The sequence below is a fragment of the Sinorhizobium chiapasense genome (assembly GCF_045277575.1).
Lineage (GTDB): Bacteria > Pseudomonadota > Alphaproteobacteria > Rhizobiales > Rhizobiaceae > Ensifer > Ensifer chiapasense_A.
Window position 1 is genome coordinate 99602 of the sequence record NZ_CP144205.1, and the last position, 24936, is coordinate 124537.

The 24936-nt window shown below is 63.9% G+C and carries 24 protein-coding genes and 1 pseudogene; 11 read left to right on the forward strand and 14 right to left on the reverse strand.

Going from position 1 to position 24936, the window contains the following annotated elements; genetic code table 11:
- The first annotated feature begins 25 nt into the window (after nt 1-25).
- The gene (locus QM996_RS00465) at nt 26-946 is read left to right on the forward strand and encodes an STAS domain-containing protein (protein ID WP_500268828.1); all 921 of its coding nucleotides are present in this window, start codon (nt 26-28) and stop codon (nt 944-946) included.
- A 483-nt stretch (nt 947-1429) separates the two neighbouring features.
- On the opposite strand, the gene QM996_RS00470 is transcribed toward QM996_RS00465, so the two are convergent.
- The 6 genes from QM996_RS00470 to spdA form a co-directional block, all read right to left on the reverse strand.
- On the reverse strand, nt 1430-1861 hold the full coding sequence (locus QM996_RS00470) for a DUF1810 domain-containing protein (RefSeq protein ID WP_500268829.1): 432 nt from the start codon (nt 1859-1861) through the stop codon (nt 1430-1432).
- A 46-nt stretch (nt 1862-1907) separates the two neighbouring features.
- The gene (locus QM996_RS00475; protein WP_500268830.1) at nt 1908-2894 is read right to left on the reverse strand and encodes an aldo/keto reductase; all 987 of its coding nucleotides are present in this window, start codon (nt 2892-2894) and stop codon (nt 1908-1910) included.
- A gap of 49 nt (nt 2895-2943) precedes the next feature.
- Nucleotides 2944-3528 carry an IMPACT family protein gene (locus QM996_RS00480; protein WP_500268831.1) on the reverse strand — a complete coding sequence of 195 codons (585 nt, stop codon included), beginning with the start codon at nt 3526-3528 and terminating at the stop codon, nt 2944-2946.
- A gap of 283 nt (nt 3529-3811) precedes the next feature.
- Nucleotides 3812-7519, reverse strand: a complete 3708-nt coding sequence (putA, locus tag QM996_RS00485) for a bifunctional proline dehydrogenase/L-glutamate gamma-semialdehyde dehydrogenase PutA (RefSeq protein ID WP_500268832.1) — start codon at nt 7517-7519, stop codon at nt 3812-3814.
- A 289-nt stretch (nt 7520-7808) separates the two neighbouring features.
- On the reverse strand, nt 7809-8117 hold the full coding sequence (locus tag QM996_RS00490; RefSeq protein ID WP_500268833.1) for a YkgJ family cysteine cluster protein: 309 nt from the start codon (nt 8115-8117) through the stop codon (nt 7809-7811).
- Between the two features lie 40 nt (nt 8118-8157).
- Complete coding sequence (gene spdA, locus QM996_RS00495; RefSeq protein WP_500268834.1) at nt 8158-8964, reverse strand: phosphodiesterase; 807 nt, start codon at nt 8962-8964, stop codon at nt 8158-8160.
- A 199-nt stretch (nt 8965-9163) separates the two neighbouring features.
- On the opposite strand from spdA, the gene QM996_RS00500 reads away from it, so the two are divergent.
- Nucleotides 9164-10198, forward strand: a complete 1035-nt coding sequence (locus QM996_RS00500; protein WP_034797259.1) for a proline racemase family protein — start codon at nt 9164-9166, stop codon at nt 10196-10198.
- An 87-nt stretch (nt 10199-10285) separates the two neighbouring features.
- Here the strand turns inward: QM996_RS00500 and QM996_RS00505 are convergent, their stop codons facing one another.
- Nucleotides 10286-10624 (reverse strand): tetratricopeptide repeat protein, encoded by a 339-nt coding sequence (locus tag QM996_RS00505; protein ID WP_500270360.1) that lies wholly within the window; start codon nt 10622-10624, stop codon nt 10286-10288.
- Nucleotides 10601-11146 (reverse strand): annotated as a pseudogene (locus QM996_RS00510) (SEL1-like repeat protein); the annotation flags it as partial. The pseudogene QM996_RS00510 and the gene QM996_RS00505, both read right to left, overlap by 24 nt.
- A gap of 214 nt (nt 11147-11360) precedes the next feature.
- On the opposite strand from QM996_RS00510, the gene QM996_RS00515 reads away from it, so the two are divergent.
- Nucleotides 11361-11984 carry a FecR family protein gene (locus tag QM996_RS00515; RefSeq protein ID WP_500270361.1) on the forward strand — a complete coding sequence of 208 codons (624 nt, stop codon included), beginning with the start codon at nt 11361-11363 and terminating at the stop codon, nt 11982-11984.
- A 61-nt stretch (nt 11985-12045) separates the two neighbouring features.
- Here QM996_RS00515 and QM996_RS00520 read toward each other — a convergent pair whose 3' ends face one another.
- The gene (locus tag QM996_RS00520) at nt 12046-13899 is read right to left on the reverse strand and encodes a CHASE2 domain-containing protein (RefSeq protein WP_500268835.1); all 1854 of its coding nucleotides are present in this window, start codon (nt 13897-13899) and stop codon (nt 12046-12048) included.
- Nucleotides 13900-13904: 5 nt separating this feature from the next.
- Nucleotides 13905-14609 (reverse strand): Crp/Fnr family transcriptional regulator, encoded by a 705-nt coding sequence (locus QM996_RS00525; protein WP_429811120.1) that lies wholly within the window; start codon nt 14607-14609, stop codon nt 13905-13907.
- A gap of 263 nt (nt 14610-14872) precedes the next feature.
- Here QM996_RS00525 and QM996_RS00530 point away from each other — a divergent pair, with 263 nt between their 5' ends.
- Nucleotides 14873-15295, forward strand: a complete 423-nt coding sequence (locus QM996_RS00530) for a DoxX family protein (RefSeq protein WP_500268836.1) — start codon at nt 14873-14875, stop codon at nt 15293-15295.
- A gap of 58 nt (nt 15296-15353) precedes the next feature.
- Here QM996_RS00530 and QM996_RS00535 read toward each other — a convergent pair whose 3' ends face one another.
- Nucleotides 15354-15782 (reverse strand): RbsD/FucU family protein, encoded by a 429-nt coding sequence (locus QM996_RS00535; RefSeq protein WP_500268837.1) that lies wholly within the window; start codon nt 15780-15782, stop codon nt 15354-15356.
- A complete protein-coding gene (locus QM996_RS00540; RefSeq protein ID WP_500268838.1) occupies nt 15782-17014 on the reverse strand; it encodes an ROK family transcriptional regulator in 1233 nt (410 codons plus the stop codon). Before QM996_RS00540 ends, QM996_RS00535 begins: the two co-directional genes overlap by 1 nt.
- 350 nt (nt 17015-17364) lie before the next feature.
- On the opposite strand from QM996_RS00540, the gene QM996_RS00545 reads away from it, so the two are divergent.
- The 7 genes from QM996_RS00545 (at nt 17365) to QM996_RS00575 (ending at nt 24078) form a co-directional block, all read left to right on the forward strand.
- Nucleotides 17365-18390, forward strand: coding sequence for a sugar ABC transporter substrate-binding protein (locus tag QM996_RS00545; protein WP_500268839.1), 1026 nt, complete (start codon nt 17365-17367; stop codon nt 18388-18390).
- A 245-nt stretch (nt 18391-18635) separates the two neighbouring features.
- Nucleotides 18636-19721 carry an ABC transporter permease gene (locus QM996_RS00550; RefSeq protein WP_500268840.1) on the forward strand — a complete coding sequence of 362 codons (1086 nt, stop codon included), beginning with the start codon at nt 18636-18638 and terminating at the stop codon, nt 19719-19721.
- Nucleotides 19721-20503, forward strand: a complete 783-nt coding sequence (locus QM996_RS00555) for a sugar ABC transporter ATP-binding protein (RefSeq protein WP_500268841.1) — start codon at nt 19721-19723, stop codon at nt 20501-20503. The genes QM996_RS00550 and QM996_RS00555 overlap by 1 nt, the downstream gene beginning before the upstream one ends.
- A complete protein-coding gene (locus QM996_RS00560; RefSeq protein WP_500268842.1) occupies nt 20500-21120 on the forward strand; it encodes a nucleoside triphosphate hydrolase in 621 nt (206 codons plus the stop codon). The genes QM996_RS00555 and QM996_RS00560 overlap by 4 nt, the downstream gene beginning before the upstream one ends.
- Nucleotides 21121-21303: 183 nt before the next feature.
- Nucleotides 21304-22341, forward strand: coding sequence for a dihydroorotase (pyrC, locus tag QM996_RS00565; RefSeq protein WP_500268843.1), 1038 nt, complete (start codon nt 21304-21306; stop codon nt 22339-22341).
- Nucleotides 22342-22367: 26 nt separating this feature from the next.
- A complete protein-coding gene (locus QM996_RS00570; RefSeq protein WP_500268844.1) occupies nt 22368-23060 on the forward strand; it encodes an orotate phosphoribosyltransferase in 693 nt (230 codons plus the stop codon).
- Nucleotides 23061-23151: 91 nt separating this feature from the next.
- Complete coding sequence (locus tag QM996_RS00575) at nt 23152-24078, forward strand: carbohydrate kinase family protein (protein WP_500268845.1); 927 nt, start codon at nt 23152-23154, stop codon at nt 24076-24078.
- Between the two features lie 6 nt (nt 24079-24084).
- Here QM996_RS00575 and QM996_RS00580 read toward each other — a convergent pair whose 3' ends face one another.
- Both QM996_RS00580 and QM996_RS00585 read right to left on the reverse strand, forming a co-directional pair.
- Nucleotides 24085-24300: a helix-turn-helix domain-containing protein gene (locus tag QM996_RS00580; protein ID WP_500268846.1), complete on the reverse strand. Its 216-nt coding sequence runs from the start codon at nt 24298-24300 to the stop codon at nt 24085-24087.
- Between the two features lie 3 nt (nt 24301-24303).
- A complete protein-coding gene (locus tag QM996_RS00585) occupies nt 24304-24858 on the reverse strand; it encodes a hypothetical protein (RefSeq protein WP_500268847.1) in 555 nt (184 codons plus the stop codon).
- Nucleotides 24859-24936 lie beyond the last annotated feature (78 nt).

Here is a 24936-nt window from a genome sequence, read left to right on the forward strand (position 1 = left end):
CAACCCGGACATCGAGGAGGATGAGATGAAAGAGGATGGGACGGAGGCCGGCCAAGTGCGAAGGCGTAGCTCGGCGCAAGACGAGGACCTCCTAAAGGAGCTCGTCGAATACCTCCGGCAGAACCGGGCGGCCCTGCGCGAAGAGTGGGTCCGTTACATCACAGACGCGCACCTCCTTGAGGCAATGAGCCGTGAGGAGATCGTCTCCGAGGCGTCCGCCGTCTACGACAACTACGTCGACGCGCTCGAGACAGGCAGCATGGAGGCGCTACAGGCTTACGCGCGTGATCTTTCCGAGCGGATCGTCGAACGCGGCGTCGAGACCCACGAGGTGCTCTCCATCGTCCTGCTCCTGCGCGACGTCCTCGCGCGCGCACTGTTCGCCAATTATGGCCAGGACGCCCAGATACTGAACCAGGTACTCAACGCCTACGAGCCCGCCGCGAACAGGATCTCGGTCACCGTCGGAGTGAGCTTCGTCGAGGAGCGCGAGCGCGTTATCCGCGAGCAGCAGGAAGCGATCCGGGAATTGTCGACCCCGGTGATGAAGCTCCGCGAGCGGCTCCTGCTTCTCCCCATCATCGGCGCGCTCGACACAGGACGCATTCAGCAGCTGACCGGGCAGCTGCTCGAGGCAATCCGAGCGTATCGCGCTCAGGTGGTCGTGGTCGACATCACCGGCGTCGCGGGGATCAATCGCGAAGTTGCAAACTATCTCCTCCGGACGGTCGAGGCGGCCCGGCTCATGGGTGCTGAGACGATCATCACCGGAATCTCGTCGGAGATCGCTCAGACCATCGTCAATCTGGATGTCAGCCTTTTCAAGATAACGACGGTTGGCGATCTCCAAGGCGGCATCGAGGAAGCCGAGCGGCTCCTCGCCAATCGTCGGGGACAGACCGTTACTGTGGTACCCGAATCGCTTCAATCCAGCCCGCCTGAGTGACAGCAATTTCGCGCCGGTGGATTTGATTGCGGGCCGAAGATCATAGGACGTCCCCTCCAGGCCGCATGCTCCTCTCCTGCCGCGCGGAAAGGCGGGAGGAGCAATTGTTCAATCCTCCGAAGTGGTTAGGTGACAAACAGTATATATTAGTATAACTTAATTTGCATACGTCGTGGAGGCGTTGAACCCGTCTCGGAGCCTGTGGGGGATGGTGACTCCGGATCAGAAGAAGCGGAAGCGCCTTCACGAACTTTTGACGCCTGTGTCTGAGAATCGGCCCAATGACTCCCTATATTCGGGGAGATACCAAGGCCACTGAAGGAAAGGAGGTGCCGGATGTATCGCTACATGATGAAAGAACTGCTGGTGATAGTCGCTGGCCTCTCGATATGTGCCTTCACGATCCTGTTTTTCCTGGTCAACTCGACACCGAATCTCTGACGGCCGCCAATCGGCGCCCCGCCAAGGCTTGAGCGCCGGATATCAACGGCGTTGCGCCAGGATGTCCAAAGTGCGCCGATCCTTCTCTCCCGCGAAATACTGTACAAGGGCCTGCTCGAACAGGCTTCCCGCTTCGTCGACCTCGGCGAACAAGGTCATCGATGACCGGAATTTCATGTCATCGGGGCTCGAGAAAATGTCGTGGGCCGATTTCCCCGCAACCGCATTGACGCGTTCGGTGCATTCCCGAAGCCTCGCGCCGAGTGTCGGATGTGCCAGATAGGCGGACGCTTCTTCGAGACCCGATATCGCGTAGCGCTCGGCCATCGGCGAGTGGCCGAGACCGGCAAGTTGCGGGAAGACGAACCACATCCAGTGCGTCCGTTTGTGGCCACGGGTGAGTTCGTCCAGAACCGCGGCATGGACGCGGTCCTGGGCGTCGATGAACCGTTGCAGATCGAAGGGATCAGTCATGGCTGCGCCTCCCTTGATCGCACTCGCCTGTCGGCGGGGGCGTCAGTTACCAGCGGTGATGAACATGAACCTTGACCAGTCGTTCGTAAACCGCGGCAATCGCGGCCTTGGTTTGATCGTCGATGGCGGCGAGCCCGCTGGCAGCGGCGTTGGATTGCGCCTGCGCCTCGTTGCGGGCGCCGGGAATGACGACCGAGACTGCCTGCTGCTCGAGGATCCAGCTGAGCGCGAACTGTGCCATCGGCACGCCCGTGGGCACCAGTGGGCGGAGCTGCTCGACAGCTTCCAGCGCCGCTTCGAACGGTACGCCGGCAAAGGTCTCGCCGACATCGAAGGCCTCACCGTGCCGGTTGAAGTTGCGATGGTCGTCGGCAGCAAAGGCGGTTTCGCGGGTGATCTTGCCGGAAAGCAGCCCGGAGGCGAGCGGCACGCGCACGATGACGCCGACATTTTTCTTCTGCGCCTCGGCGAAGAACATGTCATGCGGTCGCTGGCGGAAGATGTTGTAGATGATCTGCACCGTGGCCACACCAGGGTATTCGATCGCCTTCAGCGCTTCCTCCACCTTTTCGACCGATACACCGTACTGGCGGATCTTGCCCTTGGTGACGAGCCGATCCAGGGCTCCGAACAGCTCCGGGCGATAATAGACCTCGGTCGGCGGGCAATGGAGCTGCACTAGGTCGAGCGTCTCGACGCCGAGATTGGCGAGGCTGCGGTCGATGAAGGCCTCGATGTTTTCGCCCGTATAACCTTCCGCGACATGTGGATTGAGCCGGCGGCCGGCTTTGGTCGCAACGAAGGGCTCGTCGCCGCCGCGCTCCTTCAATACGGCCGCGATGATCTTTTCGGACCGACCGTCGCCATAGACGTCGGCCGTGTCGATGAAGGTGACGCCCGCGTCGAGTGCGGCATGGAGCGCGCGCTTGCCGTCCGCCTCGCTGACATCGCCCCAGGAGCCGCCGATCTGCCAGGCGCCGAAGCCGATCTCGGAAATGGTGGCGCCGGTCTTGCCAAGAACTCTCGTCTTCATGCTGCTGTCTCCTGTTGTGCGTCGTGATGTTGGGCGTACGGTGACGGGCTCAATCGTCCACCGAGACCACGGCCTTGCCGCGGCTGAGATCGACGACCATCGCGAGGATCGCGTCCGCCTCGTCCTTGCGCAGATCGACGGTGAGGACCGGGCCCTTGTCCGTGAAGCTCTCGCCGGCAATGGTCACGTCGCGGGCAAGAAGCCGCGCCTTCACCAGCGCCATGTCGGAAAAATCGACGGCGACGGTCGCGCGCACGGTTTCGATCATCTCGATCTTTTCCGCCGCCCTGAGGCAGAGCGCCGCCGTGCCGCCATAGGCGCGCACCAGACCGCCGCTGCCGAGCAGGATGCCGCCGAACCAGCGGGTGACCACGACGGCCACCCGGTCGAGTTCCTGGCCGTCGATCGCCGCAAGGATTGGCTTGCCGGCCGTCCCGCTCGGCTCGCCGTCGTCGCTGAAGCGATAGGCCTGGCCGATGCGCCAAGCCCAGCAATTGTGGTTGGCCGTTAGATCGGAGTGGGAGGCGAGAAAGTCCTTCGCTGCCTGTTCGTCGGCAACCGGCGCTGCGATTGCCAGAAACCGGCTCTTCTTGACGTCCTGGCTTGCCGTTTCTGTGCGCTTGAGGGTGAACATGGCCGCTTCCGTTTTGTCATTGCTGATAACGGATTAAGGGCTATTGCGCCACCACGGTTTGAGTGGGTCGTGGGCTTGGCTGATGAACGGGTCGGAGTGAACTTTCCCGACGCGTCTGCGCCCTGAGGAGACTCGTTTGTGTGCATTTAACAGATCTCTGTGAAAGCACAGAAATGACGAGAAGAGGTGCGGGCCATCCCCATGGCAAGCGGCGTGGCCCAATCGTCCATCGCCTCTCCCTTGAGGAGGGAGAGGCATTTTTTGTCCGAGGCCTCGGCTTCGATCAGCCGATAGCCATCAGGCTGGCATTGCCACCGGCAGCCGCCGTGTTGATCGAGGTCGAGACCTCCTCGAGCAGCCAGTTCAGGCAATAGGCGTCGGGGTTCTTGCCGATCTCCTCGGTCGAAGCCGCCTGGACGAGAACCAGCGGTCCTGGCAGGCCTGCGATCGCCTTGCCGACTTCGCGCACCCGTGTGCCGTCACCCTCGACGAGGGCACCGGCGAAGGGGCCGTCCGCTGCCCAGTCCTTCGACCAGGAGAGGCGTGCGGCGACGCTTGCCGGCAGGTCCTTCAGCGAGGCCTGCAGGCCGGAAGCGGCATCGACGACGACGGTATTGCCGGTGGCAAGGGCGGCGCCGAGCTGGCGGTAGAGGCCGGTTTCCGTCGCTGGAACCAGGAGCACGCGGCCGCGCGGATGCAGCGCATAGAGATTGCGCTCGCCGACCGGGCCCGGAAGTTCGGAGTTGAGGCCGAGCGCGGAATTGCTGCCGGCGGTGCGGGCGGCTTCGGCTTCGGCTTTCGCGCCCTTGCCGTCGAGCCACTTGGCGAAGTCGAGCAGAGCCGGATCGGTATGAATCGAGCTGTGCTGCGGCGGCACCGGTGCGGTGGCGACCAGGCGGCCGAGATAGAGCGGGCCGCCGGCCTTCGGGCCGGTGCCGGAGAGGCCGCGCCCGCCGAAGGGCTGAACGCCGACGACTGCGCCGATGACGTTGCGGTTGACGTAGAGGTTGCCCGCCTTCACCCGTGCCGTCACATGCGCGATCGTCTCGTCGAGGCGCGTGTGCAGGCCGAAGGTGAGGCCGTAGCCGGTGGCGTTGATGTCGTCGATCAACCGGTCGAGATCGTCGCGGCGGTAGCGGATGACGTGCAGCACCGGACCGAAGACTTCGCGCTTCAGGTCCGAGAGCTTGTCGAGCTCGATGATCGTCGGCGGCACGAAGGTGCCCTGTTCGGTCTCCGACGCAAGGCCGATCTGCTCCACCTTGCGGCCGAGGCCGCGCATGGCGTCGATGTGCTTCTCGATAATGCCCTTGGCCTCAGCGGTGATGACCGGGCCGACATCGACCGACAGCCGGTCGGTGCGGCCGATCTTCAGCTCATGCAGCGCGCCCTTCAGCATCGAAAGCGTGCGCTCGGCCACGTCTTCCTGCAGGCAAAGCACGCGCAGCGCCGAGCAGCGCTGGCCGGCGCTGTCGAAGGCCGAGGCGATGACGTCGCCGACGACCTGTTCGGCAAGCGCCGAGCTGTCGACGATCATGGCGTTCTGGCCGCCGGTTTCGGCAATCAGCGGGATCGGTCGGCCAGCCGGCGAAAGCCGCTCGGCAAGCTGAGCCTGGATCAGGCGCGCGACTTCGGTCGAGCCGGTGAACATCACGCCGGCGATTTCAGGTGCTGCCACCAACGCGGCACCGATGCGGCCGTCGCCGGGGAGCAGCTGCAGCGCGGCGGCGGGGATGCCGGCCTCGTGCAGGATGCGCACGCCTTCGGCGGCAATCAGCGGCGTTTCCTCGGCGGGCTTGGCCAGCACCGGGTTGCCGGCAACGAGCGCTGCGGCAATCTGGCCAGTGAAGATCGCCAGCGGGAAGTTCCACGGGCTGATGCAGACAATCGGCCCAAGTGCCTTATGGGCCGGGCCGAGGGTGCGGCGCGTCTGTTCGGCATAGTAGCGCAGGAAGTCGATCGCTTCGCGCACTTCGGCAATGGCGTTCGGCAGCGACTTGCCGGCTTCGCGCGCGATGAGGCCGAGCAGGGTCGGCATGCGCGCCTGCATCAGGTCGGCAGCGCGCGTGAGGCAGGCGGCGCGCTCGGACGGTGAGACGGCAGCCCAGCTCGCGGCCGCCTTGGCGGCAAGGGTCGCGGCCTGGCGGGCGTCGGCCTCGGAAGCCTCGGTGACCGAGCCGACCACGTCGCGGTGGTCGCCGGGGTTGACGACGGCGCGCGTTTCGCCGGAAGCGGTGCCCGCTGCAAGTTGGGGAACGGCCTTCCAGTCGACGATAGCACTGGCCTGCAGCGCTGCGGTCAGCGAGATAAGGCCCGCTTCGTTCGAAAGATCGAGACCGGCGGAATTGCGGCGCGCTTCGCCGAAGAGGTTGTCGGGGAGCGCGATCTGGTCATGCGGCGCGCCGACGACGGGCATGGCGCGTACGATCTCGACCGGATCGGCGATGAGCTCGTCGACCGAGACCTTCGGATCGGCGATGCGATTGACGAAGGAGGAGTTCGCGCCGTTTTCGAGCAGGCGGCGAACGAGATAGGCAAGCAGCGTCTCGTGCGTGCCGACGGGCGCGTAGATCCGGCAGGGACGGTCGAGATTGCCCTTGCCGACCACTTCGTCATAGAGCGGCTCGCCCATGCCGTGCAGGCACTGGAACTCGTACTTGCCGACCTTGAAGTCCTTGCCGGCCATTTCGTAGATCGTCGCCAGCGATTGCGCATTGTGGGTCGCAAACTGCGGGAAGATCACGTCGGTCGCCGCCAGCAGCTTCTTGGCGCAGGCGATATAGGAGACGTCCGTGTAGATCTTGCGGGTAAAGACCGGGAAGTCTTCGAGGCCGTCGAGCTGCGCGCGCTTGATCTCGGCGTCCCAATAGGCGCCCTTGACGAGGCGCACCATGATGCGGCGGCCGGCGCGGCGCGCCAGGTCGATGATGAAGTCGAGCACAAAGGGGCAACGCTTGCCATAGGCCTGGACGACGAAGCCCATGCCGTTCCAGCCGGCGAGGTCCTTGTCGAGGCACAGTTCTTCGAGCAGGTCGAGAGAGAGTTCGAGGCGGTCGGCTTCCTCGGCGTCGATGTTGAGGCCGATGTCGTATTTCTTGGCGATGACGGCGAGCGCCTTCACCTTGGGCAGCAGCTCGCTCATGACGCGCGAGGCCTGGGCGCGGGAGTAGCGCGGATGCAGCGCCGAAAGCTTGATCGAGATGCCGGGGCCTTCATAGATGCCGCGGCCGGCGGAAGCCTTGCCAATGGCGTGGATCGCCGTCTCGTAGTCGCGGTAGTAGCGCTCCGCGTCGGCGGCCGTCGTCGCCGCTTCGCCGAGCATGTCGTAGGAGTAGCGGAAGCCCTTCTGTTCGAGCGCGCGCGAGCGGCGCAGCGCCTCGTCGATGGTCTCGCCGGTCACGAACTGTTCGCCCATCATGCGCATCGCCATGTCGACGCCGCGACGGATGACCGGCTCGCCGCAACGGGCGATCAGGCGGGTGAGCGCGGCGGAAAGGCTGCGGTCGTTGACGGTCGAGGTGAGCTTGCCGGTAACGACGAGGCCCCAGGTGGCGGCGTTGACGAACAGCGAGCGGCCGCCGCCGATATGCGACTTCCAGTCGCCGTCGGCGATCTTGTCGCGGATCAGTGCGTCACGCGTTGCCGTGTCCGGAATGCGCAGCAGCGCTTCGGCCAGGCACATCAGCGCCACGCCTTCCTGGCTCGAGAGCGAATATTCCTGCACCAGACCCTCGACGCCCGAGCCCTTGTGCTTGGCGCGCAGCGCCTCGATCAGCTTTCGCGCGGTCTTGGCGGCTGCGTGGCGGGTTGCGGCAGGCAGCGTCGCCGCTTCGACGAGTGCCGGCAGCGCCTCGGTTTCCGGGCGACGGTAGGCTGCGGTGATTGCCTGGCGAAGCGTGCTCTGCGGTCGCACCGGCGGAGCGAACTCGGCGAAGGGAGCCTGCGGCGCGCCGGTCTCGGTCGTGGTCTTCTGAAGCGGTGTCTGGCTCATCGAGCGCTATCCTCCGGGAAGCGGTTTCCAAGGGCGCGGCGCGCCCCCGATCGTGGGCGGAAAATACGCTTCCTTCCGCCGTACATCCATCCGGCAAATTTCGTGTTTGGCGGAATGTTTCACCGTCTCTCTGGCACAGCGCCGCATGAAGTACGGAGTGTGAGCAAAACTGCCGGATGATCTTACTGCATGGTTCCTGAAATCCTGGCCGATTTAAGGATAGAACATCCAGCCATTCAAAGCGCTACGGCGACCTTTGCGCGTCTGATAAGACGCGCGGCGCTGTAGATCAGGCCGCTTTGCCGAAATGCCTTTCGCGCGCCATCAGGCACTCGTCGTCGCCGGGCATGCAGGTGCGGCAGACGATCGGGCGGATGGCGTAGATCTTGCACGATACGTGTTCGCCGAGCTTGCCGCCGAGCGCACAGCAACGATCGTCCTCGCAGCGCATGCCCCCGAGATCGACGGAAACATATTCGGCCGGGATCAGGTCGAGCTCCTCGTCCGTCTCCAGCGAGAAGCGCGGCCAGTCGGCCGAATAGGCACAACAGGCGCCGCAGCTTTGGCAGTCGAAGCTCTCGTCGGTGGATTGGGTCATGCGCCAAACTAGCATGAAGGCCGGCGGTCCGAAATGGCCCTCACGCGATGGCGGCGTCCCGGCGGGCGATCTCGTAGTCTTCGGTATGGACCAGCACGCCATCGTCGGTCACCACGGCGATGCCATAGGCCGCCGGTTCATCGACGGACAAGGAGGCGTCGGGTGCGTCGAAGGGCATCGGCTGCTGGTGCACCGGGCTCTTGAAGATCGAGAAGGGAATGCCGCGGCTGGAACCGCTGATCGTGCGGTGCACGTGACCGGCGAAGATATGGCGGACGTTGGAATGCCTTTTGACGAGATCGTAGAACTCGACTTCATTGGCGAGCCGGATCATGTCCATGCCGGCAAAGCCCGTCCTGTGTGGCGGGTGATGCATGAAGATGAGCGCCGGCTTGTCGCCGGCATCGGCAAGCTGCCGGTCGAGCCAGGCAAGCCGTCTGGCACAGAGCAGCCCCGCATGGCTGGTCGGATAATCATAGGGCGGAGCAAAGAGCGTATCGAGCAGGATGGCGCGGCAGTCCGGGAAATCGATCGCCTGCTGCACGAAACCGTTCTCGTCCGTCACGGCGTCGGGGAAGGTGTCGAGAAAAACCTCACGCCGGTCATGGTTGCCGATGGTGATGGCGACCGGCGGCACGACCTGACCAATGAGCCGCTTCAGCCGTTCGTAGGAGGCGCGATCGGCGTAGTGGGTGAGATCGCCGGTGAAGATCACCCGGTCGGCGTCCGCATGGTAGCGGTTGACGTGTTCGATGCCGGTGGCAAGGCGTTGATAGGGATCGAGGCCGATGATCGTCGTGCCTTCGGGCACCATGTGTAGGTCGGTGAAGATGATCAGCTTTGTCATGGAGATCCAGAAGGTTGCGTCGCGGGTGGCTCAAGCTGTCGCGCGGCGTTTGATGCGTCAAGCGGCAACTTCGGGGCGACTCTCAAGCGCGCCGGCGGTTTTCCTTGCGACGGCTCCCGGAAAGCGCTAATGCAAGCGCATCTGATATATCAGCCATGATCGCCATTAGGGGCGATGGCAAGCGAGTTGGAGAAACGGCATGCGGTGGAAGCGCACGATCCAGTTGCTGGACGTTCATTGCGAGGGTGAAATCGGCAAGGTCGCGATCGGCGGCGTGCCGAAGATCCCCGGAAACTCGATCGCCGAGCAGCTCAACCACATCAACACGGTGGACGACAGCCTGCGCCGGTTCCTCTGCCTCGAGCCGCGCTCCGGCTCGATCGGCTCGGTTAACCTGCTGGTGCCGCCGAAGCGCCCGGAAGCCGATGCCGGTTTCATCATTCTTCAGGCCGACCAGGCGCACGCCATGTCCGGCTCGAATTCGATCTGCGTCACCACCGCGCTGCTCGAATCCGGCATCATCGAGATGAAGGAGCCGGAGACGGTGGTAATGCTCGACACGGCCTCCGGTCTCGTCAAGGCAACCGCGACCTGCCGCGACGGTCGTTGCGAGAAGGTGAAGCTGACGATGGTCCCGTCCTTCGTGCATGAGCTCGACGTCGAGGTCGACACGCCGAAGTGGGGCAAGATCAAGCTCGATCTCTGCTACGGCGGCATCTTCTACGCACTGGTCGACGTCGGCCAGATCGGCACCACGATCGACAAGGCGAACGCCCGCGAGATCGTCGAAGCCGGCATGATCCTGAAGGATATCGTCAACCGCACGATCCCTGTCGTCCATCCGGAAATCCCCGAGATCAAGGGCGTCGCCTATGTGATGTTCCGCGATGTCGAAGCCGACGGCACGATCCGCACCTGCACCACGATGTGGCCAGGCCGCGTCGACCGCTCGCCCTGCGGCACGGGAAGCTCCGCTAACCTTGCGACGCTGCATGCACGCGGCAAGGTCAAGGTCGGCGACGTCCTGAAGTCGCGCTCGATCATCGGGTCGGAATTTGAGGTGGGTCTCGAAGGTGTCACGACCGTTGCCGGCCGCGAAGCGATCATCCCGACGATTGCCGGCCGCGGCTGGACCTTCGGCTTGCATCAGGTGGCGCTCGATCCGTTCGATCCGCTGGCCGATGGCTTTGCCCTCACCGATACCTGGGGGCCGCAGGCCGGCGAGATCCGCTAAGCAGCCCAATCTCCTCCTCTCAAACGAAAACACGGGCCGAAGATCTTGATATCTCCGGCCCGCGTGGCCCTTGGGAGGCGTGTTGGATTACTTGATGCGGCTGGTCTTGCCGAGCATGGCGGTCTGGAAGGTGTCGTCGCCGGCGAGTTCCGCAAGCTTCCGTTCGGCAAACGCGTCGCCTTCGTTGGCAGCCTTGCGGAAGAGGTTGCGGGCGGCCGGCATGTCCTTGGCGATACCTTCGCCGTTCTCGAGCATCAGGCCGAGATTGACCATGGCGTCGACATTGCCGCGGTCGGCCGCCAACCGGTAGAATTTGGCGGCCTTGCTGTTGTCTTCCGGCACCAGCTGGCCTTCGTCCAGCATGACCGCGAGGTTGAAGGCGGCGACGTCGTCGCCGGCGAGCGATGCCCGTTCGAACCACTCGATCGCCAGCTTGCCGTTGACCGGCGTGCCCATGCCGTCACGATAGGAAACGCCGAGATTGTAGGCGGCAAGAATATTGCCGGCAGCAGCGGCCTTCTGGTTCAGCGCGAATTCGGCTGTCGTGTCACCCTGCTCGCCCAGGAGAACGGCATAGTTGGTCATCGCCAGTGCGTGGCCGTGTTCGGCGGCTTCGCCGAGAATACGCAGTGACTGGGCCTTCTGGCCGGCCTTGTCGAGCACACGGGCCAGTTGGAATTCGGTGCGCGCGCCGCTCTTCTGGTTATAGGCCTCGCGGCAGGCCGAAAGCGCGACCCCGATCCTGATGTCCTCGTTGGCAACGGCCGGGAAGGCCTGATTGCGCTGCAGGTCGAAGATGCTGCCGGCCTCGCGGTCGCAGACGTCGGCGGCGGAGAGCTCGGCAGCACGTGCCGACGGAAGCGCGATCGCGGCGACAGCCAGCAGGCTGACGACCGCCAGCAGCAGTGCGTTGATGATGCCGGTACCGGATGTGCTGCGCTTTTCCATGAGGCTCTCCCCTTCTCTTGACGGTGAACTTATCCGCGCCTGCCAGGTCGGGCTGTTCCGGGGGTAACAGCCCGACAACGAAAGCTCTGGCGAACTGCTGGACGATTATCGGGACACGGCACGCGAGCCGGCTTGCATCCGGGAATGCCGGGGCTATCCTCGAATGTCGCAACGCTCAAACGGGAGAGGGGCAATGGAAAACCGGGCAGCGCCGATGCGCAAAATGCTGGTGAGCCGACGCGCTGTCGTTGGTGGCCTGTTGCTGACGGCGGCCGGCGGCGGTGTCGCCACCTCCTGGGCAAGCCCTTCACTTGGCGAGGCAACGGAGGTCCGCGGCGATGTGCGACGGAAGCAGGCGGAAAAGGACGAGCCGCTGACGGTCGGTAGCCAGCTTTACGAGAACGACCGCGTGCACACGAATGCCGAGAGCTACGCGACCTTGCACCTCGGCACGGACACGCGCGTGCTGCTCGGCGCCGAAACCGAGCTGCTCGTCGATAGCTTCATCGCCGGTCAGGGTGGCACGCTCGAACTCGGAACAGGGCGCATGGTCTTCGATCGGCCCGAGGGTCTGCCGAAGGTCGATGTTGCGGTCCGCACCGCCTTCGGCATGATCGGCGTGCGCGGCACCAAATTCTTCTGCGGACCGAGCCGAGCCGCATTTGCCGTCTTCGTCGAACATGGAAGCGTTTCGGTCGCGCGTGGCGGGGTGACCCGGATTGTCGCTGCGGGGCAGGGGGTGGAGTTTCATCGCCGTGGGGAAGCCCCGAGCGAGCCCGTCAACTGGGGCGAGCCGCGTATCAAGGAAGCCTATGCCAGCGTCGGCCTGACACGTTGAATTGACGCAAAACGGTTCGCTATTCCCGGAGCCGTTCTGAGACGTGCGGCCAGCCGTCGACTCAGTCCGCGACCGTGAACAATTCCATCGTCGAAAAGCCGCGGATCTCGTGGCTGCCGAGGGGGCGAAGCGGCCGCTTGCTTTCCGCTGCGGCAGCGGGACCGACGCAGATGGCGGTGCCGAGGAACTTGTTCGCCTCCTGCAGGCGCGCGGCCAGATTGATCGCGTCGCCATGAGCCGTGTAGTCGAGCTTGCCGCCGGCGCCGACTTCACCGACAACGGCCGGTCCGGTCTCGACGCCGATCCGGGTTCTGCCGAAAGAGTTGGCCGCGAACTGCGGACGCCGGCGCATCTCTTCCGTCAGCGCGTGGATCGCCTTGGCGCAATCGATGGCCCGGTCGACATGTTCGGGGAGATCCTCGGGCGCATTGAAAAACGCGTGCACCGCATCGCCCACCACCTTGTCGACCATCCCCCCATGTGCCGCCACCAGCGCATTGACCTCGGCAAAGTAGATGTCGAGCAAGGCAATGAGGTCCCGTGGCTTCAGCCTCTGCGACAGGGAGGAAAAGCTCTCGATATCGGTGAAGAGTGCCGTCACCTGCCGTTCCTCGCCGGCCACGCGTGTAAGCCCGGGATTGTCGATGTAGCGGGCGACGACCGATTGCGGCAGGTACTGCGAGAATTTCTGCCGTGCCGCCGCTTCGGCTCGCCGCACCCGAGCAAATTGCAGGACGCTCGTCACCGCGAGAACGACGGCGAGGGCGACCGAAATGCCGACCGCATCGATCAGCCAGCCGCTGACGCCATAGATGACCGCCGCTGCCGTGACGACGGCGGCGACCGCACCGAGGCCAAGGGTTGCCGATACCAGCGGTCGAAGGCGAGCGGCGGCGAAGGCAACGGCGAGGCTGGCGAGAAACGCGATGCCGGCTTCGGCGAGCGGAAGTCGATCGTCGCGTTTTGGTATGAATCCGGTCAGGATTGCATTGGCGATATCCGCGTGGATCTGCACCGAGGGTTCGAGCGGCATCGAGGCGCTGGGCCGTAAGCCCCCGAGGTTCGGCAGGCTGCTGCCGATGAGCACGAGCTTGCCAGCGAAGCGGTCCGGTGCCGCCTTGCCGGACAAAACGTCGGCGGCGGAAACGGTGCGGGCGGCGAGCCGGTCCGCGGCGCTTGCGGCGAAGCGCAGGCTGCCGGTTTCGTCGAGCGCGATCACCTGTCCGTCGACGCGCAGCCAGGCTGGCTCGCCGCCGAGGATCGGCGTGCCGGCTCCGCGCATCAGTCGTGTCGCCTCGATCGCCAATGTCGGAAAAGCGTCGTTGCCAAGGATGGCATAGGCCTGCACCCGGCGGATCCGCGCGTCTTCGTCACCAACGAGAAACGAGGCCGCTGCCGCCTTCGCACGGTCCATGAACGCGGCACAGGAGGTTTCGGCGCCGTCGAGGAACCAGAGCTCGGGTGGGGTGAAGGGCCGGCTCAATGCCAGCGGCGGTACCGGCCGTGGCCGCTCCTGGATCGTATCGGCGATCAGAAAGCCGAGAACGACGGGAACGCGTCCAAGCGCGGAGGCGAGGTCTGTATTGCCGTCGCTGGTCGCGTTGCAATCGGCGCTGAAGACGAAGTCGACCGCCACGGCCTTGGCGCCGGCCGTTGCAAGCCGCGACAGAAGTTCGGCGGTTGCCGTCCTGTCCCAGGGGCGCGATTGGTTGGCCTGGCGGTCGATGTCGACGACCACGATGTCAGGCGACTGCGGCGCGGGAATCCATTGTGTCAGGCTGTCGAAGAACAGTTCGCGCTGCGTTTCGAACACCGGTTCGGCGAAAAGATAGAGGACGACGGCAACCAGCAAGCTCGTCAGGAACCCGCCGGCAAGCGGAGTGAAACGCAATTGCCGGCGCGGCTCAGCGGCCATGCGGTCTAGTCCTCCTCCGGATCGGCAATGCTCTGCAGGCGGCCGACTTTGCAGGCGATGATACCGTCGCTCCGCTTGATCGCGCCGCTCTCCTCCAGCCACTGGATGGCGCGGTTGACCTTAGGCCGGCTCGCGCCGAGCACACCGGCGATGTCCGTCTGGCTCATGGTCAGCCGGAGATTGGCGCTTTCCGGCAATTCGTTGCCGTGGATCTGTCGAAGCGTCGCGAGAAAGAAGCGCGCGACGCGGGCGTTGAGATCGTAGAGCGCGATGGTCTCCAGCCGTTCCGTCGTGTCGCGCAATTGCGCGCAGAGAAAGCGGATGACGGCCTCGGCCGCCTCCGGCCGATTGGTGACGATATCGAGGAAGGCCTTCTTGCCGATCACGTAGCCCTCGGAGGCGGTCATCGCCGTGGCATCGGCGGAACGTGTCTGACCATCAAGCACCGCCATCTCGCCGAAGATCGCACCGGCTTCGTGCTGGCGCAGCATCAGCTCGCGGCCCTGCGGCGTGATCAGCGAAAGCTTGATGCGTCCAGAGATGACGACGATCATGTAGTTGCCTTCGTCGCCCCGCTGGAAGATGACCGTGCCGGCCGGCCACTTCCTGTAGGTCGCGATGTCGGCGAGCTCGGCTATGGTATTCTTGTCGAACTCTTCAAAGATCGGAAACGAGCGCCAGAATGTCGGGCTCCGGTTGATTTCGTTCATGACTTGACCCCGCGGGCGGCGTCCCCTGCCGCGCCGAAATTCTTCGCCCAGCCGCTTCGTCCTTGCAATAGAAAAGAACGATACGCCGACTATGTAGTTCCATGTTCGTCCGCGGAGAATTGAGAGAACGTCGAGCTCGAAGGTTGACGATGCCGGCTGGTCGTTTCATTTTCGTGAACGATCTGTCGCCCGCGGAGCGGCTAGATGAATTTGAAAATGCTGATACTTCTGTTGCCAACACCCGTTTCTCACAGGAGCCTCGCATGCCTCAGAATGTTGTCGTCCTCGTCGGACGCGTCCTGCTCTCTATCATGTTCATCATGTCCGGTTTCAGCAAGCTGATGGATCCGTCGGGCACGGCCCAGATGATCACCGGCGCCGGCTGGCCGGCACCGACCGCGCTCGCCTACCTTGCCGGCCTCTTCGAACTGGTCTCCGGTCTTGCCGTGCTCGTCGGCTTCCAGACGAAGATTGCTGCCTATCTCCTGGCAGCGTTCAGCCTGGTCACGGCTTTCGCCTTCCACAGCGGCGCGATCAACATCCCGAACTTCCCGCCGGAAGCCAATGGCCTGCTGACCGTCTTCAACGGCCTGATGATGATGAAGAACATCGCGATCGCCGGCGGTTTCCTCGTGCTCGCCGCCTTCGGCCCCGGCGCTCTGTCGATCGACAAGCGCGGCGCCTGATAGCGAGCATCACCGCAATCACAGAAAGCCCGTCGGTCGCCGGCGGGCTTTTCGCGTTTCAGGGGTAGATCACGCCCTTGCGCAGGATGACGTTGCCGTAAAGCCGGGGCTCGCTGGTCTGGACCACCGTATGCGCCGTCCTGACCCGCGGATAAAAATCCGCGCCGAGCAGGGGAACGACCTGGCGGTCCGGCTCGTGTCGGCCGCAGCATTCGATGATCTCGCGGTGCACCGGGTCGAGCGCATCCTTGTCCTGCTTGACCGTGGCGCGGAAGATTGCCTCCGGCACGAAATCGTCGATCGGCAGCACGCTGAGGATGGCGTCGAGCACCGAGATCAGCGGGTGGCCGTCGAGGCGGACCAGCCGGCGCGCATGTTCCTGGCCCGGATAGTTGCCGTCGACCAGCGCGATTTCATCGCCGTGCCCCATGGCCCGGAGTGTCGCGAGCAGTTCGGGACTGAGGATCGGGTTTAGTCCTTTCAGCATCAGCCGAGCTCCTTGAAGAGGACATTGGTGTCGAGCAGGTAACGGGAGAAAAGCGGCAGGCTCGCGCCACCGATGGCGCGTGCGTGGCTGCCAACCAGGCCTTCCACCAGTTCCGGAATGGTCACGCCCTGGAGGTCGAGTTCGTAGAGTGCCTTGCGCGTGGCGGCGAGCAACCGGGCCCGGACCCAAGGCGGGAAACCGCCGTCGATGACGACGGCTGAAAAGTCGACGATCGAGACGGCGGAGACGACCGCCTGGGCAAGCGCCGCCCCGCAGTCGTCGATCCAGATGTCGAGCGGCTCGCCGAAGTCGATCCAGTCGTCGGCCGAGTACCAGAGCGGTCGCGGATCGATGCCGCGTTCGCGCAACAGGTTCTCGAGCACGAAGACCGAGGCGATCTTGAGGAGCTGAATGGTCTTGCCGTCCTTGCCCGAGACCGGTAGCGGGCCTACGGCGCCGGCGGTGCCGGTGCGTCCGGAAAAGAGCGCGGAGTTGAGGACGACGCCGCCACCGATGAACGAGCCGACGTAGAAATAGACGAAATCCGGATAGCTGGCGCCGACGCCGAAGGCGAGTTCGGCGCCACAGGCGCTGGTGCCGTCGTTCTGCAGGAAGACCGGATAAGTCGTACGCGCCCCGACCGCTGCCTGCAAATCGACATCGCGCCACTTGTTCATTTCTTCGCGCGGCGCCCCAACTTCCTCTGCCCAGTTCCAGAGCTCGAAGGGTGTCGCAATTCCAATGCCGGCGATGCGCTTGCGCTGGTCGGGGTTGAGCTGCAGTTCAAGCTTCGCCATGCCTGAAATGATGAAGTCGACGAGATCGCCCGGCAACGGATAGGCGTGCACATGGTGCAGCTGCAGCCGGATGGTGCCGACGAAATCCATCAGCACGAGATCGGCGCTGCGCCGACCGATCTTTACGCCGAAGGAAAATACCGCGTCAGGATTGAGACGCATCGGCGTCGAGGGTTGTCCGACCTTGCCGCGCACGGGGTCGCCCTTGATCAGCAGGCCATCGCTTTCAAGGGCGCGCATGATCACTGAAACGGTCTGCGCCGAAAGTCCGGAACGCCGGGCGATGTCGGCTTTGGAGAGGCCGCCGTGACGCCTGACCAGCGACATGACCAGGCGCTCGTTGTAAGCGCGAACGCGCGTCTGGTTAGCACCGCCGCTCGGGTCGATGACTTCAGGTTGCGTCGGTCCCCGATCGGGACCGTCTGTCAGTGACATGCCACCGTCTCCTCCCGTTGGCATCGATTTTCATATGTTAGAGCGAGGTGCGAGCGGAAAACCGTAAACACTTTTCCGCATCCCGCTCTGGTGCCCGCTTGGCGCAGGTCTGTTGTTTCCGCTTGTCACGCCCCTGTCAATTTGCCTGACGCTCCGATCCCGGGGTGGCGTGTCGTCACCGCAAGAATGCCACATCGAAATAATAATTCAATTTGATTTATTTATTGACACCCCGGAAATTTAGTGTTTGTTTTTGTCTCGGAAGCGCCAATTGCAGCGGAGGAGAATGCTGCGTCGGCGTGGCCTGGGCCGGTCCGCCGGCACGATTTTTCAATCCTTGGGAGGATTTCATGAAGAAGACTGTTCTTTCTGCTGCCTTCGGCGCACTGTCGCTCGGTGTCGTCTTCGCCGTGCCGGCCGAGGCTGCCGACGTCGGCGCCTGCCTGATCACCAAGACCGATACCAACCCGTTCTTCGTCAAGATGAAGGAAGGCGCGACCGCCAAGGCCAAGGAACTTGGCGTGTCGCTGAAGGCCTATGCCGGCAAGATCGACGGCGACCATGACAGCCAGGTGGCTGCGATCGAATCCTGCATCGCCGATGGCGCCAAGGGCATCCTGATTGCTGCTTCCGACACCAAGGCGATCGTCGACCAGGTGAAGAAGGCGCAGGACGCCGGTCTTCTGGTGATCGCGCTCGACACGCCCTTGGATCCGGCGACTGCCGCCGACGCCACCTTTGCCACCGACAACCTGCTCGCCGGCAAGCTGATCGGCCAGTGGGCCGCCGCCACCATGGGTGACGGTGCGAAGTCCGCCAAGGTGGGCTTCCTCGACCTGACGCCCTCGCAGCCGACCGTCGACGTTCTGCGCGACCAGGGCTTCATGATGGGCTTCGGCATCGACCCGAAGGATCCGAACAAGATCGGCGACGAAGATGATGCGCGCATCGTCGGCCATGACGTCACCAACGGCAATGAAGAAGGTGGCCGCAAGGCGATGGAAAACCTTCTGCAGAAGGATCCCGACATCAACGTGATCCACACGATCAACGAGCCGGCCGCCGTTGGCGCCTACCAGGCTCTGAAGGCCGTCGGCAAGGAAAAGGACGTGCTGATCGTCTCGGTCGACGGCGGTTGCCCGGGCGTCAAGTCGGTCGCCGAAGGCGTCATCGGTGCCACCTCGCAGCAGTACCCGCTGATGATGGCCGCACTCGGCATCGAGGCGATCAAGAAGTTTGCCGATACCGGCGAGAAGCCGAAGCCGACCGAAGGCAAGGATTTCTTCGACACCGGCGTTTCGCTCGTTACCGACAAGCCGGCTGCCGGCGTCGAATCGATCGACACCAAGGTCGGCACGGAGAAGTGCTGGGGCTGATCGCCTCCGCTCTTCGGATGCATGAGCCAGCAACGGAAGGGCGGCCCCGGCCGCCCTTCGCGTAAGCGCCGATGTCTTTGACAAGGCGATGAAAACCGCGCAGCTTCTTGCGAGCGTGCAAATGCCCGCGACGTTGATGGGCGGGCCACGCGCTACAGCGCCACGCGCCGGTTCGGACGCGTGAAAAGTCGCTGTAATACTTTGATCTCAACCCCTTGGGAGCGGGGTTCACGGGAGGAAGGTCCATGGGCGAGCCCAACACAGCCGCACAGCCATCCCAGGAATTCGAAAAAGTCCTGGTCAACAGTTCGACGCAGGTCGCGTCATTCGACACGCATGACAAGACCGCGATCCAGAAGATCCAGCATTTCCTGCATTCGACCCCGGCCGCCGTGCCGTTCATCGTGCTGGTCGCTGCGATCCTGATCTTCGGCATTGCGATCGGCGGGAAGTTCTTCTCGTCCTACACGCTGACCCTCATCCTCCAGCAGATCGCCATCGTCGGCATCCTCGGCGCGGCGCAGACTCTAGTGATCCTGACGGCCGGCATCGACCTTTCGATCGGCGTGATCATGGTGCTTTCGGCCGTCATCATGGGCAATTGTGCGGTGACCTACGGGCTTCCGGCACCGCTCGCGATCCTGATCGGCCTCGGCGTCGGCAGCGCCTGTGGCTTCCTGAACGGCTTCCTCGTCTCGCGTCTCAAGCTGCCGCCCTTCATCGTCACGCTCGGCACCTGGTACGTGATCATGTCGACGAACTTCATCTATTCGGCGAACGAGACGATCCGCGAGGCCGACGTCGCCGCCGTCACCCAGATGCTGCATGTCTTCGGGGTCAGCTTCAAGGTTGGCTCCGCGGTACTGACGCTTGGCGTCATCACCATGGTCGCCCTCGTCTTCGGCCTCTGGTACGCCTTGAACCATACCGCCTGGGGCCGCCATCTCTACGCCGTCGGCGACGATCCGGAAGCAGCGAAACTCTCCGGTATCCGCACCAGCCGCGTGCTGCTCAGCGCCTATACGCTGGCGGGCCTGATCGCCGCACTCGCGGCCTGGGTTTCGATCGGCCGCAACGGCTCGATTTCGCCGTCCGCCGCAGTCACCGACTACAACCTCCAGGCCATCACCGCGGCGGTGATCGGCGGCATCTCGCTCTTCGGCGGCCGCGGCTCGATCCTCGGCACGCTGATCGGCGCGATGATCGTCGGCGTCGTCTCCATGGGCCTCAACATGATGGGCGCGGACCCGCAATGGAAGGTCTTCCTCACCGGCGTGCTCATCATCTCCGCCGTCGCCATCGACCAGTGGATCAGAAAGGTAGCTGCCTGATGACACAGGAACCCATTCTCACCGCTCGCGGTCTCGTCAAGCGTTACGGTCGCGTGACCGCTCTCGACCAAGCCGACTTCGATCTCTACCCCGGCGAAATTCTCGCCGTGATCGGCGACAACGGCGCCGGCAAGTCCTCGATGATCAAGGCCATCTCTGGCGCGATCACGCCCGATGAAGGCGAAATCAAGCTCGAGGGGCAGACGGTGCACTTCCGCTCGCCGATGGATGCGCGCGCCGCCGGCATCGAGACCGTCTACCAGAACCTGGCGCTGTCGCCGGCGCTGTCGATCGCCGACAACATGTTCCTCGGCCGCGAGATCCGCAAACCTGGCATCATGGGCAAGCTGTTTCGCACGCTCGACCGCTCGGCGATGGAAAAGATGGCGCGGGCAAAGCTCTCCGAGCTCGGCCTGATGACCATCCAGAACATCAACCAGGCGGTGGAAACGCTGTCCGGTGGCCAGCGCCAGGGCGTTGCCGTTGCCCGCGCCGCCGCCTTCGGATCCAAGGTGGTGATCATGGACGAGCCGACTGCAGCGCTCGGCGTCAAGGAAAGCCGGCGGGTGCTGGAGCTGATCCTTGACGTGCGCGCCCGCGGCCTGCCGATCGTGCTGATTTCGCACAACATGCCGCATGTGTTCGAAGTGGCCGACCGCATCCATGTCCACCGCCTCGGCAAGCGGCTCTGCGTCATCAATCCGAAGGAGCATACGATGTCGGATGCGGTCGCCTTCATGACCGGGGCGAAGGAGCCGCCGCGCGAGGCGCTGGCGGCATGAACGTCCAGCCGGTCGCAAACGAGATCCTGAAACGGGCGGCCGGCGCCGCCCGTTTCGTCGTCGCCATTGCCGGCCCGCCCGGGGCCGGTAAGTCGACGCTTTCGGACGCGCTCGCCGAGACCCTGATCGCCGGCGGCGAGAAGGCGGCCGTGCTGCCGATGGACGGCTTCCACATGGACAATGCGGTCCTGGAGGAAAAGGACCTGCTTCCCCGCAAGGGCGCGCCGGAAACCTTCGATGTCAGGGCCTTTCTGTCGACGATTGCCGCGGTGCGCGCCAATGACGGCGAAGTGCTGGTTCCGGTCTTCGACCGCTCGCGCGAGATCGCGATCGCTTCCGCCCGGATCGTTGCGCCGGAGACGCGCATCATCCTGGTGGAGGGCAACTATCTGCTGCTCGACGAGGCGCCCTGGAATCGGCTCGAAAATGCCTTCGATTTCTCGATCTTCATCAATCCCGGCATAGAGGAGCTGGAGCGGCGGCTTTTGAAGCGTTGGTACGATCACGGCTATGACGAGGGGGCAGCGAAGCGCAAAGCCCTAGGCAACGACATCCCGAACGCGCGTCGCGTGGTCGACCGTCAGCGGCCTGCCGATCTGGTGCTGACGGATTTCTGAGCGATGGTCGGATTGCGGATTGTGTTTCCGGGCGCATTGGTGATATCGAGACGCGGTTCCACCACATGAGTAACCGCCCGCGACCAGCACCTGCCGGCTGCAAAGCTGCGCGCGTGGATCGGGCGCGAGCCTGGGGCGGCGGTTTTCCGCCTGCGCCTGCTCTGACCTAGGAGAACGCTGACCATGCAAGACCTCGTTATCCGCCGCCCGGATGATTGGCACCTTCACCTGCGAGACGGCGACATGCTGAAGGGCGTCATCGCCGATACCAGCCGCCATTTCGCCCGCGCGATCATCATGCCCAACCTGGTGCCGCCTGTCGTCACGGCCGCGGATGCCGCGGCCTATCGCGAGCGCATCCTCGCCGCGCTTCCCGCGGGCGACCGGTTCGAGCCGCTGATGACGCTCTATCTCACCGAAGGCACGGATCCCGACGACGTCGAGGTCGGCCACAAGAGCGGCCTCGTCAAGGCGGTCAAGCTCTACCCCGCCGGCGCCACGACGAACTCGCACAGCGGTGTTCGCAACATCGACAAGGCGATGCCAGTGCTGGAGCGCATGGCGAAGATCGGCCTGCCGCTCTGCGTGCACGGCGAGGTCACGACGTCCGATGTCGACATCTTCGACCGCGAGGCCGTGTTCATCGAGACCGTGCTCGATCCCTTGCGCAAGCGCCTGCCGGAGCTGAAAGTGACGATGGAACACGTCACCACCAAGGACGGCATCGATTACATCAAGGCCTCAAAGGCGAACCTTGCCGGTTCGATTACCACCCATCACCTGATCATCAACCGCAACGCCATCCTCGTCGGCGGGATCAAGCCGCACTACTACTGCCTGCCGGTCGCCAAGCGCGAAAACCACCGCCTGGCACTGCGCGCCGCCGCGGTTTCCGGTGACAAGCGCTTCTTCCTCGGCACCGACTCGGCACCGCATGTCGATCCGCTGAAGGAATGCGCCTGCGGCTGCGCCGGCATCTACACCTCGATCAATACCATGAGCTGCCTGGCGCATGTGTTCGAGGAGGAGGGCGCGCTCGACAAGCTCGAAGCCTTTGCCTCGCTGAACGGTCCTGCCTGGTATGGCCTGCCGGTCAACGACGAGACGATCACGCTGCGCAAGCAGGCTGAAGCCGTCACCTATCCGAAGAAGATCGAGACCGGCGCCGGTCTGGTTACCGTGTTCGATCCGATGTTTCCGCTCCATTGGGCCGTCGTCTGATCGCTTTAGTTTTGAAGGAGAGTTTGATGTTTTCCAACGCGTTCACCGACAAGGCCGTGATGGCCGAGCTGGTCGCCAAGATGCTCTGGGAGATCAAGGCCGTACACTTCCGCGCCGATGAGCCCTACAAGCTCTCGTCCGGCATGGCGAGCCCCGTCTATATCGACTGCCGCAAGCTGATCTCCTATCCGCGCATCCGTTCGGCGGTGATGGATTTTGCCGCGGCAACGATCCTGCGCGAGGCCGGTTTCGAGAAGTTCGACGTGGTTGCCGGCGGCGAGACCGCCGGCATTCCTTTTGCCGCCATGCTTGCCGAGCGTCTCGGCCTGCCGATGATCTACGTCCGCAAGGCACCGAAGGGCCACGGCCGCAACGCCCAGATCGAAGGCCATATGCCGGAAGGCGCGCGCGTGCTCGTGATTGAGGATCTGACGACGGCCGGCGGGTCGATGTTCAAGTTCATCGACGCCATTCGCGCGGCCGGTGGCATCGTCGACCACGGCATTGCGCTCTTCTACTACGACATATTCCCGGAGGCGGTCGGAGAGATGAAGGACAAGGGCGTCGACCTGCATTGGATCGCCACCTGGCGGAACGTCCTTGCGGTTGCCCGCGAACAGGCGCTCTTCGACGAGAAGACGCTTGGTGAAGTCGAGGCCTTCCTCAATGCGCCGCTCGCCTGGTCGGGCCGCAACGGCGGCGTGAGCGCGCTGGCATAAAGTTCGACGGGCCCCCGGCGCCGCCGGGGCCCCGCAACGCCTGAGCTACTCTTTTTAAATCGATTGAAGTGCCATTGAGGAGGAAAAGCCGATGATCGTATGTTGCGGTGAAGCGCTGATCGACATGTTGCCGCGGGACACGACCGCGGGCGAGAGCGCCTTTGCGCCCTATGCCGGCGGCGCGATCTTCAATACGGCCATCGCGCTCGGTCGCCTCGGCATTCCGACCGGTTTCTTCACCGGCCTTTCCGACGACATGTTCGGCGATATCCTGCGCGAGACGTTGAAGGCGGCGAATGTCGATTTCGGCCCCTGTGCGACGCTCTCGCTGCACACGACGCTCGCCTTCGTCAAGCTGGTCAACGGCCACGCCAGCTACGCCTTCTTCGACGAGAACACCGCCGGCCGGATGATCACGCGCGAACACCTGCCGGCGCTGGGTGATTTCTGCGAGGCGCTGCATTTCGGCGCGATCAGCCTGATCCCCGAGCCCTGCGGCTCGACCTACGAGGCGCTGATGACGCGCGAGCACGAGAAGCGGGTGATCTCCTTCGACCCGAACATCCGTCCCGGGTTCATCAAGGACAGGGACGCCCATCTGGCGCGGATGAACCGCATGGCGGCGATGTCCGATATCATCAAGTTCTCCGACGAGGATCTCGCCTGGTTCGGCATGGAAGGGAGCCACGACGAGCTTGCTGCCGAATGGCTGAAGCGCGGACCGAAGCTGGTGCTGATCACCAAGGGCGCCGACGGCGCCGTCGGCTACACGGCCCGCCACAAGGTCGAGGTCGCCGGCGAAAAGGTGACGGTGGTCGATACGGTCGGTGCCGGCGATACCTTCGATGCCGGCGTGCTTGCTTCCCTGAAGCTCAGCGGTCTCCTGACCAAGGCCGACGTTGCCGATCTTAGCGAAACCGCGGTCCGCAATGCGCTGGCGCTCGGCGCCAAGGCGGCCGCGGTCACCGTCTCGCGCGCCGGCGCAAACCCGCCGTGGAAGCACGAAATCGGCCTCTGAGCTTTCTTATTCTTCCGGGTCCGGGCGATATTCCAGGATATCGCCCGGCTGGCAGTCGAGCGCGGCGCAGATCTTTTCCAGCGTATCGAAGCGCACGCCTTTCACCTTGCCCGATTTCAGCAGCGAGATGTTCTGCTCGGTGATCCCCACCTGCTCGGCGAGGTCGCGTGAGCGGACCTTCCGTTTCGCCAGCATGACATCGAGATTGACGACGATCGGCATGCGTTAGACGAAGCTCCTGTTCTCCGCTTCGACCCCCGATGCGATGACGACGACGTGGCCAAGCCCGACGACCAGGCCGGCCATCAGCAGAACGATCATCGTGCCGCCATTGATGTCGAAGATCACCGCATGTCCCGTGGCGCCCGGGTTGTCGTAGGTGACGGCCAGGATACCGATCCCGTTGCTGACCGTCAGGCACAGCGCTCCCGCAAGCGCAGTCAGCCCCACCCGCCGCAACAGCACGCCATTGCGGCCGGAGAGGATCTCGCCGCGCTGGAAACTGTCGAAGAGCTGCCAGGCGAAGGCGAGGCCGGCAATGACGAGTGCGTTGTTGATGGCAGTCAGGAAGATGACTGTGGCGATGGCGCGGTAGGAAAGGGTAATCGCCCCCACGCGGGGGAAGACGATATCGCGAATGCCCTGCTCGAAGCCCTGCCGGTCGAAAAAGATCTGCCAGTGCATATAGACGACGGCCGAACAAAACACCGCGCCACCCAATAGGATCATGAGCTTCATGAAGCGGCTGAGCCTGCGCAGCCTCTCGGCGGAGTCCGTCATGAAAATTCCTTTATCGTTTTGCTTGTATTTTTGTCGTAAGACAATAAGTAATTCTCGTCAATTGTGAGTTTGGTGTCG

Coding starts and splice junctions, on each gene's coding strand:
- QM996_RS00465 (WP_500268828.1), top strand. CDS start 26: ATGAAAGAGGATGGGACGGAGGCCGGCCAAGTGCGAAGGCGTAGCTCG.
- QM996_RS00470 (WP_500268829.1), bottom strand. CDS start 1,861: ATGACTGATCCCTTCGATCTGCAACGGTTCATCGACGCCCAGGACCGC.
- QM996_RS00475 (WP_500268830.1), bottom strand. CDS start 2,894: ATGAAGACGAGAGTTCTTGGCAAGACCGGCGCCACCATTTCCGAGATC.
- QM996_RS00480 (WP_500268831.1), bottom strand. CDS start 3,528: ATGTTCACCCTCAAGCGCACAGAAACGGCAAGCCAGGACGTCAAGAAG.
- putA (WP_500268832.1), bottom strand. CDS start 7,519: ATGAGCCAGACACCGCTTCAGAAGACCACGACCGAGACCGGCGCGCCG.
- QM996_RS00490 (WP_500268833.1), bottom strand. CDS start 8,117: ATGACCCAATCCACCGACGAGAGCTTCGACTGCCAAAGCTGCGGCGCC.
- spdA (WP_500268834.1), bottom strand. CDS start 8,964: ATGACAAAGCTGATCATCTTCACCGACCTACACATGGTGCCCGAAGGC.
- QM996_RS00500 (WP_034797259.1), top strand. CDS start 9,164: ATGCGGTGGAAGCGCACGATCCAGTTGCTGGACGTTCATTGCGAGGGT.
- QM996_RS00515 (WP_500270361.1), top strand. CDS start 11,361: ATGCGCAAAATGCTGGTGAGCCGACGCGCTGTCGTTGGTGGCCTGTTG.
- QM996_RS00520 (WP_500268835.1), bottom strand. CDS start 13,899: ATGGCCGCTGAGCCGCGCCGGCAATTGCGTTTCACTCCGCTTGCCGGC.
- QM996_RS00525 (WP_429811120.1), bottom strand. CDS start 14,609: ATGAACGAAATCAACCGGAGCCCGACATTCTGGCGCTCGTTTCCGATC.
- QM996_RS00530 (WP_500268836.1), top strand. CDS start 14,873: ATGCCTCAGAATGTTGTCGTCCTCGTCGGACGCGTCCTGCTCTCTATC.
- QM996_RS00535 (WP_500268837.1), bottom strand. CDS start 15,782: ATGCTGAAAGGACTAAACCCGATCCTCAGTCCCGAACTGCTCGCGACA.
- QM996_RS00540 (WP_500268838.1), bottom strand. CDS start 17,014: ATGTCACTGACAGACGGTCCCGATCGGGGACCGACGCAACCTGAAGTC.
- QM996_RS00545 (WP_500268839.1), top strand. CDS start 17,365: ATGAAGAAGACTGTTCTTTCTGCTGCCTTCGGCGCACTGTCGCTCGGT.
- QM996_RS00550 (WP_500268840.1), top strand. CDS start 18,636: ATGGGCGAGCCCAACACAGCCGCACAGCCATCCCAGGAATTCGAAAAA.
- QM996_RS00555 (WP_500268841.1), top strand. CDS start 19,721: ATGACACAGGAACCCATTCTCACCGCTCGCGGTCTCGTCAAGCGTTAC.
- QM996_RS00560 (WP_500268842.1), top strand. CDS start 20,500: ATGAACGTCCAGCCGGTCGCAAACGAGATCCTGAAACGGGCGGCCGGC.
- pyrC (WP_500268843.1), top strand. CDS start 21,304: ATGCAAGACCTCGTTATCCGCCGCCCGGATGATTGGCACCTTCACCTG.
- QM996_RS00570 (WP_500268844.1), top strand. CDS start 22,368: ATGTTTTCCAACGCGTTCACCGACAAGGCCGTGATGGCCGAGCTGGTC.
- QM996_RS00575 (WP_500268845.1), top strand. CDS start 23,152: ATGATCGTATGTTGCGGTGAAGCGCTGATCGACATGTTGCCGCGGGAC.
- QM996_RS00580 (WP_500268846.1), bottom strand. CDS start 24,300: ATGCCGATCGTCGTCAATCTCGATGTCATGCTGGCGAAACGGAAGGTC.
- QM996_RS00585 (WP_500268847.1), bottom strand. CDS start 24,858: ATGACGGACTCCGCCGAGAGGCTGCGCAGGCTCAGCCGCTTCATGAAG.